The 13,440-nt window shown below is 62.8% G+C and carries 14 protein-coding genes; 6 read left to right on the forward strand and 8 right to left on the reverse strand.

All coding sequences use genetic code 11. From position 1 onward, the window contains the following. Positions 1-2 precede the first annotated feature (2 nt). Positions 3-1,160 carry a dTDP-4-amino-4,6-dideoxy-D-glucose aminotransferase VioA gene (vioA, locus tag NK8_RS00540; protein WP_162064687.1) on the reverse strand — a complete coding sequence of 386 codons (1,158 nt, stop codon included), beginning with the start codon at positions 1,158-1,160 and terminating at the stop codon, positions 3-5. Beyond that, positions 1,157-3,496, reverse strand: a complete 2,340-nt coding sequence (locus tag NK8_RS00545; RefSeq protein ID WP_213226829.1) for a tetratricopeptide repeat protein — start codon at positions 3,494-3,496, stop codon at positions 1,157-1,159. The genes vioA and NK8_RS00545 overlap by 4 nt, the downstream gene beginning before the upstream one ends. Before the next feature lie 183 nt (positions 3,497-3,679). On the opposite strand from NK8_RS00545, the gene NK8_RS00550 reads away from it, so the two are divergent. Continuing rightward, positions 3,680-4,630 carry an aldo/keto reductase gene (locus tag NK8_RS00550; protein ID WP_213226830.1) on the forward strand — a complete coding sequence of 317 codons (951 nt, stop codon included), beginning with the start codon at positions 3,680-3,682 and terminating at the stop codon, positions 4,628-4,630. Positions 4,631-4,978: 348 nt separating this feature from the next. Then, entirely contained in the window at positions 4,979-5,191 is a 213-nt protein-coding gene (rpsU, locus tag NK8_RS00555) for a 30S ribosomal protein S21 (protein WP_008351904.1), read from the forward strand. A gap of 90 nt (positions 5,192-5,281) precedes the next feature. On the opposite strand, the gene NK8_RS00560 is transcribed toward rpsU, so the two are convergent. The 3 genes from NK8_RS00560 to NK8_RS00570 form a co-directional block, all read right to left on the reverse strand. Next, positions 5,282-5,659, reverse strand: a complete 378-nt coding sequence (locus tag NK8_RS00560) for a hypothetical protein (protein WP_225936182.1) — start codon at positions 5,657-5,659, stop codon at positions 5,282-5,284. 16 nt (positions 5,660-5,675) lie between these two features. Continuing rightward, positions 5,676-6,101, reverse strand: a complete 426-nt coding sequence (locus NK8_RS00565; RefSeq protein WP_213226831.1) for a hypothetical protein — start codon at positions 6,099-6,101, stop codon at positions 5,676-5,678. 467 nt (positions 6,102-6,568) lie between these two features. Next, complete coding sequence (locus tag NK8_RS00570) at positions 6,569-7,174, reverse strand: DNA-3-methyladenine glycosylase I (RefSeq protein ID WP_213226832.1); 606 nt, start codon at positions 7,172-7,174, stop codon at positions 6,569-6,571. A gap of 111 nt (positions 7,175-7,285) precedes the next feature. On the opposite strand from NK8_RS00570, the gene NK8_RS00575 reads away from it, so the two are divergent. Both NK8_RS00575 and NK8_RS00580 read left to right on the forward strand, forming a co-directional pair. Continuing rightward, complete coding sequence (locus NK8_RS00575; protein WP_213226833.1) at positions 7,286-8,203, forward strand: BadF/BadG/BcrA/BcrD ATPase family protein; 918 nt, start codon at positions 7,286-7,288, stop codon at positions 8,201-8,203. 33 nt (positions 8,204-8,236) lie between these two features. Continuing rightward, on the forward strand, positions 8,237-9,076 hold the full coding sequence (locus NK8_RS00580; protein ID WP_213226834.1) for a Cof-type HAD-IIB family hydrolase: 840 nt from the start codon (positions 8,237-8,239) through the stop codon (positions 9,074-9,076). Between the two features lie 47 nt (positions 9,077-9,123). On the opposite strand, the gene NK8_RS00585 is transcribed toward NK8_RS00580, so the two are convergent. The 3 genes from NK8_RS00585 to NK8_RS00595 form a co-directional block, all read right to left on the reverse strand. Beyond that, entirely contained in the window at positions 9,124-9,411 is a 288-nt protein-coding gene (locus NK8_RS00585; protein ID WP_213226835.1) for a PXPV repeat protein, read from the reverse strand. Between the two features lie 352 nt (positions 9,412-9,763). Beyond that, positions 9,764-10,462: an aquaporin Z gene (gene aqpZ, locus NK8_RS00590; RefSeq protein WP_162064696.1), complete on the reverse strand. Its 699-nt coding sequence runs from the start codon at positions 10,460-10,462 to the stop codon at positions 9,764-9,766. Positions 10,463-10,726: 264 nt separating this feature from the next. Then, a complete protein-coding gene (locus NK8_RS00595; protein WP_162064697.1) occupies positions 10,727-11,791 on the reverse strand; it encodes a glycosyltransferase family 4 protein in 1,065 nt (354 codons plus the stop codon). Positions 11,792-12,435: 644 nt separating this feature from the next. Between NK8_RS00595 and flhD the strand changes: the two genes are divergently transcribed. After that, positions 12,436-12,759: a flagellar transcriptional regulator FlhD gene (gene flhD, locus NK8_RS00600; RefSeq protein ID WP_213226836.1), complete on the forward strand. Its 324-nt coding sequence runs from the start codon at positions 12,436-12,438 to the stop codon at positions 12,757-12,759. A 16-nt stretch (positions 12,760-12,775) separates the two neighbouring features. Further along, positions 12,776-13,342, forward strand: coding sequence for a flagellar transcriptional regulator FlhC (flhC, locus tag NK8_RS00605; protein ID WP_213226837.1), 567 nt, complete (start codon positions 12,776-12,778; stop codon positions 13,340-13,342). The last annotated feature ends 98 nt before the right edge of the window (positions 13,343-13,440 follow it).

Genomic DNA, 13,440 nt, shown 5'->3' on the forward strand with positions numbered 1-13,440 from the left:
GTTCAGGATTGCGGCTGCGCGATCAGGCCGACGATGCGTTCCATGTCGTGATCTTCGAGCGCGGGATAAATCGGCAGGCACAGCACGCGACGCGCTGCATCGGCGGCAACCGGCAGGTTCGCAGCGTGCGCCGACGGCAGGCCGCGATACATCGGAAACTCGGAAATCAGCGGATAGAAATAGCGGCGCGCGTAGATGTTGTGATCGCGCAGATGCTGGAACAGCGCATCGCGCCCGACGGGATATTCGTCGGTGACGAGAATCGGAAAGTACGAGTGATTCGCGATGTATTCGTCGGCGCTCCCGGGTTGCGCGAGGCAGCGCACGCCTTTTACGCCGGCGAGCATCGCGCGGTACTTCGCGTCGATCTGCCGGCGGCGTTCGAGCGCTTCATCGATATGCTTCAGTTGCAGCAAACCGAACGCCGCGTTGATCTCGCTCATCTTGCCGTTGATGCCGGGCGCGACGACCGTCGTTTCATCGACGAAGCCGAAGTTCTTCAGATGATCGATGCGCTGCTTCGTCTTCGCGTCCGGGCAGACGATCGCGCCGCCTTCGAAGGTGTTGAACACCTTGGTCGCGTGAAAGCTCAGCACGGAAAGATCGCCGTGACTGAGCACGCTGGCGCCGCGCGTCTTCACGCCGAACGCATGCGCCGCGTCGTAAATCACCTTCAGGTTGTAGTTGTCGGCGATTTTCTGGATCGCTTCGACATCGCACGGACGGCCGTAGCAATGTACCGGCATGATCGCCGTGGTTTGCGGCGTGATGGCCGCTTCGATCTTCGCGGGATCGAGATTGAGCGTGTCCGGATCGACATCGACGAACACCGGCTTGATGCCGTTCCACAACAGCGAATGCGCCGTCGCAACGAACGAATACGGCGTCGTGATGACTTCGCCCGTCACGCGATGCGCCTGCAACGCGGTCACGAGCGCCAGCGTGCCGTTGGCGAACAGGGCGAGATGCTCGACGCCGAGATAGTCGCACAACGCCTTTTCGAGTTGCTGATGGAACGGGCCGCCGTTGGTCAGCACCTTGCTGTTCCAGATTTTTTCCAGATAGGGCAGGAACTCCGCGAGCGGCGCGAGATGCGGCTGCGTGACGAAAATGCGTTCGTCGACGACCGGCTCGATGAGGCGAACGGGAAGGCTGCTCATGATTTTTCCTGGTTGTTGCGTGCGGTTGCGACGGGCATTTGCACGTCCAGTGCGGTGGGCGCGACGCCCGCGCACCAGCGGCGCCACATTTCACGCAAGGAAGCGGACAGGCCTGCCGCGATCACGGCCGGCTGGAACATCGGCGATTCGGCGCAGCGGCTGCGCATGCTCGCGCGCAGTTCGGCGAGCCCGGTGAGATCGTTCGCCCACGCCACGCCCTTCGCGACGAAGTCGGCACTGTCTTTCGCGACGAAGTCGCTCAAGCCGGCAAAGGACACCGCGGCGGTACTGCCACGGCTTGCCATCAGGCGGCCGGCCAGCGTGATCGTCGGGACGCCCATCCACATGGCGTGAACTGTGGTCGTGCCGCCCGAATACGGGAATGTGTCGAGGCAGATATCGACCTGATGATGCTGCTGCAAGTACACGGGCATGCCCGCGCGCGTACGGAAATCGAGGCGTTCACGCGCAATGCCTTCCTTGCCGAACCATTCGATGAGCGTCTCGCAACCCGCATCCGGCGGCATCGCGCCGAGCAGCATGCGCGAGTCGGGCAGCGCGCGAAGCAGTTCGGACCACAGCGCGATCGCGCGCGGCTGCAGTTTGTTGATGCGGTTGAAACTGCCGAACGTGAGATAGCCGTTATGCAGCGCGGGCAATCCGTTGACGGGCGGTGCGAGCCGTGCCGGCTGAAACGGCGCATTGGCCGGCAGGTGCGCGATCTTCTCGACGAACTGTCCTTGCGCGTGATGCGCGGGAACGTGGAAGCGATCGGCGAAGTAGTAGTCCATCGCCGTCAGACCCGTCGTGCCGGGGTAACCCATCCAGCTCGCCTGAATCGGCGCGGGTTTGCGCGCGAACATGAGCAGCCGGTTGCGTGACGTGTGCCCCGAAAGATCGATCAGCACGTCGATGCCATCGGCGCGAATCCTGTCGGCCAGTTGCGCGTCGTTCAGTCCGTTGACCGCATTCCAGCGCGCCGCGCTCTGACGCAGACGGGCAGTGACGTCGTCGTTGATCGAGTGGTTGTAGTAGACGTGAATCTCGATGCCGGTGTCGCGCATGAGATGCTCGAAAATCGGCTCGATGAACGTGGAAATCGCGTGATGAAACAGATCGCCGGACACGAAGCCGACTTTCAGTTGCCGCTGCGGATTGCGCGGGTTGCCATGCGGCTTCCACTGCGCGCGCAACGGTCCCTCGCATTGCTCGCCGAATGAGACGTGTTGCGCGAAGAGCGCGTCGGCATCGACGTTCTCGTCGTGACTCATGCAAAAGAGCAGGTTTTCGTGCGCGATGCCGTAGCCCGGCTCGATCTCGAGCGCGCGGCGCAGTTCGATCTGCGCTTCCCCGAGGCGGCCCTGGTCGAGCAGCATCACACCGAGCGTGCTGTACGCCACCGCCGAGCCGGTGAGTTCCACGGTCTTGCGCAAGCACGTTTCGGCTTCCTGGTGCCGGCCCATCGACTGCAACGTCATGCCGAGAATACGGAACGCTTCGGCGTGCTCGGGCGCCTGCGCGATGACTTCGCGGCACGCGGCTTCGGCCTCGGCGAAGCGATTGTGCAGGCGCAGGCAGTCGGCGAGCACCTTGCGCGATTCCGTATCCGTCGGTTCAAGTTCCACGGTGCGCGAGAACGGTTCGATCGCCTCGAAGGTGCGTCCGAGGCAATGCAGCGAACTGCCCATCGCCCGCCATCCGAACGCGAACTTCGGAAAGCGCTCGGTCATCGGACGCGCGATTTCGAGGGCTTCGGCGGCGCGTCCCTGGTGATAGAGCGTCGTCACGCGATTGACCTGCTGTTGCGGCGGCGCGGCCATCCGCGTGACCGGTGCGTCGTTTTTGCCGGGCGCGCCGACGGTCTTCGAGGCTGGCTCGGACACAGGCGCTGGCGCAGGCGCGGCGAGCGGAACGGGCGCCTTCCCTGCCAGTACGAGTTGCTGGATCAGCAGATCGACCGTCGGTCCTTTCATCCCGCGCTGTTGTGCCATTTCGAGCACGACCCACGCCGCCGATGTCTGGCCGCTCACCGTCAGCGCATTGATATAGCTGGCCCAAAAGTGGCCCTGATCCGGATTCGCGCCGACAGCCGCTTCGAAATGCGTGATCGCACGCTCGAAATCACGCTGTTGCAACGCGAGCGCGCCGAGATTGTGGTTGGCATCGGGATGAGCGGGGTTGGCATCGAGCACGATGCGATAGAGCGCCTGCGCCTCGTCCAGTTCGTTTTTCTGGTGGTGCTCGATTGCCGCGCCGAGCACTTGCGCCAGCGCCTGCTCGAATTCTGGGTCGATGGTGGAAGCGGGTGCGTCGCGAAGCTCGGTCGAAACGGTCATGATGTGCGGATTACGCCTGATGATTGTTCGAGAGGAATTATCAGGCGGGGCCTCGCGATCGAAATCGAGGAACTACGCGGGAAAACCGGCTCTGTTCGGATGATCCGCCGGGACGCCGCCGGCGACCGCCGCCATTCCCGCGTATCCTTTTTGGTTCGTTCTTTTCATGCATCCGGAGCACACATGCAGACACGCAGCATCGGCACCTCGGAACTGAAAGTCGCGCCGCTCGTCTTCGGCGGCAACGTGTTCGGCTGGACCGCCGACGAGCGCACGTCGTTCTCGATCCTCGACGCGTTCGTCGATCACGGCCTGAATTTCATCGATACCGCGGACGTCTATTCCGCCTGGGTCGACGGGCATCAGGGCGGTGAATCGGAGACGATCATCGGCAAGTGGATCAAGGAAAGCGGCAAGCGCCATCGGGTCGTGCTCGCGACCAAAGTGGGCAAGCTGAGCGCGCGCGCGGGATTGAGCGCGGCGAACATCGCGGCCGCCGTCGACGATTCGCTGCGACGCCTGAAGACTGATTTCATCGACGTCTACTTTTCCCATTACGATGACGAGAACACGCCGCTCGACGAAACGCTCGACGCATATCAGAAGCTGATCAAGGCAGGGAAGGTGAGGGTGATCGGCGCGTCGAACTACACGGGCGAACGGCTCGGCGCTGCGCTTCAGATCGCCAGGGATTCGGGCTTGCCGGCGTATCAGATCCTTCAGCCGGAATACAACCTTTACGACCGCGAAGGCTACGAGACGGATCTGGAACCGGTGGCCGAGCAGCACAAGGTCGCGGTCGTGCCGTACTACGCGCTGGCGAGCGGCTTTCTGTCCGGCAAATACCGCTCGAAGGAAGACACGCGGCACAAGGCGCGCGGCTCGCGCGTCGAAAAGTATCTGGACCCGCGCGGCCTGAAGATTCTCGACGCGCTCGATGAAGTCGCGAAACGAAACGACACGACGCCCGCGACCGTCGCCCTCGCGTGGATGATCGCGCGCCCGAGCGTGACCGCGCCGATCGCGAGCGCCACCTCCGTCGCGCAACTCGAAAGCCTCGCGGCCGCGACGCGTCTCACGCTTGCCACCGAAGATATCCAGCTTCTCGACGAAGCCAGCGCGTGGCAGAAATAAATCTGTTGCATCAATGAGTTGGACGGCGCGCGGGAGTTGGCAGTGGCGCGGTGTTCTGGTAACATCGCGCCCGAATCGAGAAATGTGCCCGATTTCCTGCCTTCGCTGCTGAGAATGACAACGTCAACAAGCAGCGGCGAACGGCTCTGAAATGCGCCTTCGTGTGGTTCTTTCGAAAGCGCACGCCGCTTTTCGCGGCTGAATCTCAACGCTCTCTTTTCCGGCCTCCGTGGCCGCTTTGCTCGTGTCCGCCGCGCCATCCGGCATTCGGCGGACGATCGGAGTGCCGGGGCGCGGCAGTTCATATCGTCGCGCGCTTTAAAATACGTTTAGCAAACCAGGATTTACATGACCACTATCGTCCTCAAAGAAAACGAGCCGTTCGATGTCGCGATTCGGCGTTTCCGCCGCACCATCGAGCGCAATGGCCTGATCGCCGAACTGCGCGAGCGCCAGTCGTACGAAAAGCCGACCACCGAGCGCAAGCGCAAGAAGGCAGCCGCCGTCGCGCGTCTGCGCAAGCGCCTGCGCAGCCAGATGCTGCCGAAGAAGATGCACTAAGCGTCTTTTTCCTGCATGGCAGAACGGCGGTGCGACCTATCAGGGCGCACCGCCGTTTTGTTTGTGCTGCGAGTTATTTGATCTCGTGAATCACACGAACGCGTGACGCTTGCCGAGCGCCGCGAGCAACTCGGGCCACTCGTCGATATCGGCGTAATCGTGAATCTCTTCCAGTTCGATCAGCAGATCGATGATGTTCGGATCGTACGCATTCACGTTCGATGCGAAGAGCGCCCGCAACAGCTTGCCGTCCTGCGCATGCCGATAGTAGGAAATCCCGACGCCTTCGAGTTCCGGCTCGTACAGATCGTCGTTCACGAGCGAACCGATCGCGCACTTGCGGCCTTCCGGGCTGCGCAGCCGGCATGAACCGTTATCGTCTTCCGACACCGCGCGCTGCGTCAGCAGATGCTCGCTGACGCGCTCGTAGATCTTCTTCGGGCTCAACATCGTAATAGGGCTCAACATCGCCGCACCCGCGCGCTCAGGCAGCCGTTTTCAGAAGCTCGGCAGACAGCCCGAACTGACGCGCGATCGAGGCGAGGCGCTCGCGCCATTCCCATTTGCCGAAGACGTCGTGCACGTTCTGCAGGCAAGAAAGCAATTCGACGGTATTGGGATCGAACACGTTGATGCGCGAGCGCAGCAGCGCGCGCCGCAGCGCCGTGACGCCGACATCCATGTACGCCGGGATCTGCTCGGGCGCCCTGAGAATGTAGCGGATGGGCACGCCTTCCATCGCGCTCATGTAGTCGCGCGGCTTGATGAAGCTGCCGACAGGACAGCCGCCGCAGTAGCCGCGATAGGCGCCGCCGCCGTGCGGAAGCAAGGCCGCTTGCCCTTGCACGAAAAGATGCTGTACCGCGCTGTTGAAAATCTCCTGATGGGTCAGGAAGTTCAAGCTTTTCATGATCCTCTCCCCTGCGCCCCTGCGCAGCGGCCCTGCGTTTGAGTTTTCGAGAACCTGCGCCTTGCCTCACCGGAGCGGCGGCGTCGTTGCGAATGTGCCGCAACCTGAAGCAACGCTTCGCCGCCCGGACACTGCTTCGAGCATGGTGGGTCTTCCCGGCCTGGGCGTAAGGTCTCACAGCGCCCGATGTGCTCGCGTCGGATTTCTACACTCAGTGAACGATCCGTACACCGCCAGTTATAACGGTTCGGTCCGGTAAAAAGGTGCGCTAGCGCACGCGAGGACGCCATTTTTACACGGACCGCACGTTCGTGCAGTGCGGAAAAGAAGCCCGGAATCCTTGCTGATCGGGGAATTGCGCGTGCTTCACTGCAAAAAAATCAGCTTCTATCGGGATATACCCTGCGGTGTACGATTTACCCTCACAACGTTTTCAAAAAGCAAAAATGTTCCGCATACGAATCGCTTTAGTGTGAGGATTTCGCTGCGGATCGACGTTTTGTTTTGCTTCTTGCGCGCGAGAGACAATCGGCCGCGTGATCGTTGACCATGCCCGTGGCCTGCATGAAGGCGTAGCAAATCGTCGTGCCGACAAACTTGCAGCCGTATTTCTTGAGCGCCTTGCTCAGCGCGTCCGACTCCGGCGTGGACGCGGGCGTGGGATTTTCCGCATCGCGCGGCGTGTCGATGGTCTTGCCGTCGACGAAGGACCAGACGAACGCCGCGAACGACCCATGTTCCTGCTGGATCTGCTGCACGGCGCGCGCATTCAGCACGGCCGACGCGATCTTCGCCCGGTTGCGCACGATGCGCGCGTCCAGCACGATCCGCTCGATGTCCTTGTCGGTGAAGCGCGCCACCTTGTCGATATCGAAGCCCGCGAAGAGCGCGCGATAGCCCTCGCGCTTGTTGAGGATCGTCGACCAGGAAAGACCGGCCTGCGCGCCTTCCAGCACCAGCATCTCGAACAGATGACGGTCGTCGCGCGACGGCACGCCCCATTCGTCGTCGTGGTACTGAATCATTGCGTCGGTCGTGGCCCAGGCGCAGCGGGTTTGATCGGTGTCTGCCATTGCGGGTCCTCATCATTCTGAATCGCGTCAGCATAGCGGAACGCCCGCGCCGCGCCATCTATGCCGTTCGGCCGATTGGCGCGCGCCACGGCCGACGGTAAGCTTGCGCCCATGAATACCTCCACGAATTTGGCATCCCAGGGCTTTCTCGTCGGCGTCGACGGCGGCGGAAGCGGCACGCGCGCGATCCTCGCCGACGCGCAAGGCGTCGAACTCGCGCGCGCGAGCGGCGGACCCTCCGGCCTCGGGCTCGGCGTCGAGCGCGCGTGGCAGTCGATCGGCGACGCATGCCGCCGCGCGTTCGACGCCGCCGCGCTGCCCTTCGACTGGCGCAACTGCGCGCTCGGCTGCGGGCTCGCGGGCGTGAACAACGCGGACTGGCTCGCGGCCTTTCTCGCGGCGGCGCCTGACCTGCGCGCGCTGAGCGTCGAAAGTGACGCCTATACGACCGTGCTCGGCGCGCACGGCGGCGAGGCCGGCGTGATCGTCGCGCTCGGCACGGGCAGTATCGCGGCGTCGCTCGATCAGGCCGGCGTGTGCCGCATCGCGGGCGGCTACGGTTTCCCGAGCGGCGACGAAGCCAGCGGCGCGTGGCTCGGCTTGCGCGCGGTGGTTCATCTCCAGCGCGTGCTCGATGGCCGCGCGCCGGAAGACGGCTGGTCGCGCGCGCTGCTCGCGTCGACGGGCGCGACGGATCGCGACAGTCTCGTGGTCTGGCTCTGCAACGCGAATCAGACCGCTTACGCAACGCTCGCGCCCTCGGTGTTCGAATTCCGCGATCATCCGGTCGCCGCGCGGCTGCTCAAGCGCGCGGCCTTCGAGATAGAACGGCTGGTCGCGGCCCTCGACCCCGCAGGCGTGCTGCCCGTCGCACTGTGCGGCGGGCTCGCCGCGCCTTACGAGCCGTTCGTTGCGGCCGGATTGCGCGAGCGCTTGCGGACGCCTCGCGCCGATTCCGCGGCGGGCGCGCTCGCACTGGCGCGGCGCGCGGCGGCCGCATTGCCGGATGCGGGCAGCGCGACGCGATAAAATAGCGGTCTTCGCGGCACCACAAAGGCAGTCATGTACTCGGTCATCGCTACTGATCTCGACGGTACGCTTCTGAACAGCGGCCACCAGCTCGATCCCTTCACCGCAGAAACCGTGCGCACGCTGGCGGCGCGCGGCCTGCCCATCATCATTGCGACGGGGCGGCATTATCGCGATGTCGCCGGCATCCGCGATCTGCTCGGCGTCGACGCCTATCTGATCACGTCCAACGGCGCGCGCGTGCACGCGCCCGGCGACGAACGCATCTATTCGCGCGACCTCGATCCCGCCGCCGTGCGCCGTCTGGTGCAGCCGGATCTCACGGGCGACCACGGCCGCGTCATCGTCAATCTTTTTGCCGACGACGCCTGGCTCATCGACCGCCACGCGCCCGAACTGCTGGTCTTCCACCAGGATTCGGGCTTCAAGTACGAAGTGATGGATCTGCGCGAGCATGATGGCGAGAACATCGCGAAAGTGCTGTATATCGGCGAGCCGGACGATCTCGCGCAAACCGCCGCGAACCTAGAGCGCGAGTTCGGCGACTCGCTTTACGTCACATATTCGCTGCCCGACTGTCTGGAAGTCATGACGTCGGACGTGTCGAAGGGGCGGGCGCTGCGCTTCGTGCTGGAGCGGCTGGATGTCGATACCGCGCAGTGCGTCGCGTTCGGCGACAACATGAACGATATCGACCTGCTCGAAACCGCCGGGCATCCGTTCATGATGAACAACGCCAACCCCGACCTCATCAAGCGCCTGCCGAACGTGCCGCGCGTCGGGAACAACTTCGAAGCGGGCGTCGCGCATCATCTGCGCAAGCTGTTCGGCATCCGCGACGAACTGGCGTCGCCGGGACAGACGCCCGACTGAGCATCCGTTACGACGGGCCGCCGGCATGCACAGGCGGCCCGTATCGCTTATCCGCGATGCCCCCAGTTGTTGCCGTAGCCGCCGTGGTTGTAGTAGCCCGCGCGGTTCCAGCGGCCGTTGTCGTGGCCGTAGCCGCCGTGCCAGCGCGGTTCTTCATGGCGATAGTACGGCGCGCGATACACCGGGGCAGGACGCACATAGACCGGAGCCGGGGCCACATAAGCCGGCGCGCCGAGCGAGACGCCGATGTGCAGATCGCTGTGGGCCTGTGCCGCTCCGACCGCACCGATCACGAGGCCGGTTGCGACAAGCATTTGGGTGACGATGCGCTTCATTGTGTTTCTCCTTTGTGGCGACGTGTGTCGCATGAGTCCAATGTAAGCGCCCGCTGTCTTACACGCGTCGACGACTTGTTACCGTGTGCAAGGGCGTCGTAAGGGATCGAGACAGCCGAATCCGCTTGGCGAAATCGTCGAAAGCCTTATTCCACAAGGCTCGCACCCAGCAATGAGAATTCGTGAAAATCAGTGTCGCAGCAATTCATAAGCATGCTGCGTAATTCGGCATTACATCTGTCGCGGCTGTTTAATCTTTCGAACGCGCTTTCGAGTGCGCGGCGTGGCGAAAAAACAAAAACGGGCGCAATTCGCGCCCGTCTGCTTACCGCCGATTTTTAACCGCCGACGCTTATTTCTGACGCGTCAGAGCCGGATAAAGCACGCCCGCCAGAATCGCACCGACGATCGGCGCAATCCAGAACAGCCAGAGCTGATCGAGCGCCCAGCCGCCGACGAAGAACGCCTGGCTCGACGAGCGCGCCGGATTCACCGACGTATTCGTGACCGGAATCGAGATCAGATGGATCAGCGTCAGGCACAGGCCGATGGCGAGCGGCGCGAAGCCCTTCGGCGCGCGGTCGTCGGTGGCGCCGAGGATCACGAACAGGAAGAAGAACGTCATCGCGATTTCGCAAACCAGTGCCGCCGTCATCGAAAAATGGCCGGGCGAGTGCTCGCCGAAGCCATTTGCGGCAAACGCGCTCGAAGCGAAGTCGAAGCTCGGGTTACCCGTCGCGATGAGATAGATGACCCACGCGCCGAGCGTCGCGCCGATCACTTGCGCGGCGATGTACGGCACGAGATCGCGCACCGGGAAGCGGCCAGCGGTCGCAAGACCGATGCTCACGGCCGGGTTCAGGTGGCAGCCGGACACGTGACCGATGGCGTAGGCCATCGTCAGCACGGTGAGGCCGAACGCCAGCGAAACGCCAGCGAAGCCGATGCCGAGTTGAGGAAAGGCCGCCGCCAGCACGGCGCTTCCGCAGCCGCCCAGCACGAGCCAGAAAGTACCGAAAATTTCCGCGCCGAGACGCTTCGACAAATGCATGATTCTGCCTACGTGAAGAGAATGAAAAGCCGTTGATTTAAAACAAGAACGCGTGATGCGCTTGCGCAGCGGAGTTTAAGCGCGGTGTCTTTTGCGAACTGTCAAAAATGGTCGATCGGCTCTCAATTCACGGGCATTGCATCGAAACTTCGGATTGTTCCGTATTCGGATGAATACGCGCTTCAATATGCAGCGCGCATAAAAAAGCCGCCCGATAAACGGGCGGCATTCGATCTAGCGTGAATCAGTCGTTCGCGCGCGCTATCAGCCGACCGCGACCTGACGCAACACCGGGCGCTTCGCGGCCTGAAGCATCGCCGTATAACTTTCGACGTAGTTCTGCGCCATCGTCTGCGCGCTGAAGCGGCGCTCGAACTGCGCGCGGATTTCCGTGCGCGACAGTTCGTCGAGGCGTTGCAGCGCGCCCACGGCGCCTTGCACGTCCTCGCAGATGAAACCCGTCACGCCGTGGTCGATCACTTCCGGCACCGAGCCGCGATTGAACGCGATCACCGGCGTGCCGCAGGCCATTGCCTCGATCATCACCAGACCGAACGGCTCGTTCCAGTCGATCGGGAAGAGCAGCGCCTTGGCACCCGACAGAAACTCCGGCTTCTGCGCCTCGGTGATCTCGCCGATGAATTCCACGTGCGCCTGCGACAGCAGCGGCTCGATAGTCGACTTGAAGTATTCCTGGTCGGCCTTGTCCACCTTGGCGGCGATCTTCAGGGGCAGACCGCTCTGCGCCGCGATCTTGATGGCGAGATCGGCGCGCTTTTCCGGGCAGATACGGCCCAGGAACGCCAGATATTCCGGCTTTTTGTGCGGTTGCGGCGTCAGCAGCTCATGCGGCAGACCGTGATAAACCGTGTTGAGCCAGTTCGCCTGCGGCAGCGGCCCGCGCTGATTGTCCGAGATCGAAACGACGTTCGCCTTCGTGAAGGTGTCGAAGATCGGCTGTAGCTCGGGCAGATCGAGACGGCCGTGCAGCGTCGTCACGAACGGCGTGTCCATCTGCGTGAACAGCGGAAACGGCATGTAGTCGAGGTGGAAGTGCAGCACGTCGAATTCGTGCGCGCGGCGGCGGACGTTTTCGAGCAGCAGCATGTGCGGCGCGAGCGCATCGCGAATGGTCGGATCGAGGCGCAGCGCGCGCGGCCAGGCCGGTTCCAGCGTCGCCTTGGTTTGCGAATCGCCGCTTGCGAACAAGGTTACATCGTGGCCGAGGTCGACGAGCGCATCCGTCAGGTATGACACGACGCGCTCAGTGCCGCCGTAAAACTTCGGAGGTACTGCTTCGTGCAACGGTGCAATTTGTGCGATTCGCATAACGTGACTCTCCATGTAGGTGAGGCATTGCAGTCACGCTCCGGTCGAGCGCTCAACATGCCATTCGGGCGGGCCGCGTGTCGATGTGACGCCGCCCGAGATCGGCCCGGAGATGAGAAAACATCGCGACCGGGTTATCCCTTACTGCCCATTATCGGTATCGAGAGCGGCATTTCACGTCATTTTTCAATCGCTTATCGTTGTTACAGCGCGAAACATGTGCTGTTACGAAGTCAGAAATTGCATCGGAACGGACGATGTGGACGAATTTGAAGCGTTGAACAGCCGCGGATGAACTTAAGCAATTCCCGGTCCCGCACTGCGCTGCAGCATATGCGGGCGGCGCGCGGGCCGCCCAGCATCGAGCGTTGTCATTAAGCCATTAAGTCAGACGAATATGTGCCGATAACTTATCTGCTATTCGCAAGGTAAGAACGACGTCATGTAAGAATTTTTCCTACACGAATCTTCGCGAAACTCCGTCGTTGTGTCGGAAGGTTTGTCCGACAGGCGCTTGCGCGGGCATCGGCGACAATCGAATCGACACCAGACAACACGCGCGGGGCCGGATTCGATGTCCTTTGCGAATCCGAGCAAACGTTCCCGCCGGGCCTTGACCAGCCACGTATCGATTCGGGGAACAGATGACGACCAGCACTACGAGTACGCTCGCGGAAATCCGCGAGGTGAATCTGTCGTACTTGCTCCTCGCGCAGCGGCTTCTTCAGGAAGACCGCGTTTCGGCGATGTACCGCCTCGGGCTGTCCGATCAGGTCGCGCAGGTGCTGACCTCGCTCACGCTCGCGCAAGCGGTGAAAGTGGCGTCGTCGAGCCATCTGCTGTGCCGCTTCCGTTTCGACGACCACACCATCCTCTCCTCGCTCGCCGACAAGGACCGAAGCGCGGCGCTCGCCCACGCACACGCGGCGATTCTGCTCGCGGACGCGTCCGTCGAACAGATCGGCTAGCGCACCTGATACGCCGATGGCGACGAAAAGCGTGGTCGCGGAAGTCCGCGAAATCACTCTGGCGATCGAGCTGATCGAGCTCGGCGCGCGCCTGCAGTTGCTCGAAGCGGAAACGAGCCTGTCGCGCGACCGTCTCATCAAGCTCTATAAGGAGCTGAAGGGCGCGTCGCCGCCGAAGGGCATGCTGCCGTTCTCGACCGACTGGTTCATGACCTGGCAGCCGAACATCCATTCGTCGCTGTTTCACGCGATTTTTCGTTTCGTCGATACGCACGGCGGCGTGAATTCGACGATTCAGAAGATCGTCAAAAGCTACCGTCTTTACCTCGAACATCTCGAGATGCACGGCGACGAACCCGTGCTCTCGCTCACGCGCGCCTGGACACTCGTGCGCTACTTCGAATCCGGCATGCTGCAGACCAACGCCTGCACGCGCTGCGGGGGGCGCTTCGTCGCGCACGCGTACGAGCTGCGCGCGGGCTACGTCTGCGGCCTGTGCCAGCCGCCGTCGCGCGCGGGCAAGACCCGCAAGGCGTCGATGCCGCCGGGCGTCACGGCGCACGCGCCGCGCATCGCGGCCTGATGCCGCAGCCCTTGCTGCGGCGCGGGGTTTAGCGTTTGCCGCGCCTCTGGATTTGCCCCAAAGTTTTTCAGTCGAGTGCCGTAAACCACTTAACGGCG

The organism is Caballeronia sp. NK8, from assembly GCF_018408855.1.
Classification (GTDB): domain Bacteria; phylum Pseudomonadota; class Gammaproteobacteria; order Burkholderiales; family Burkholderiaceae; genus Caballeronia.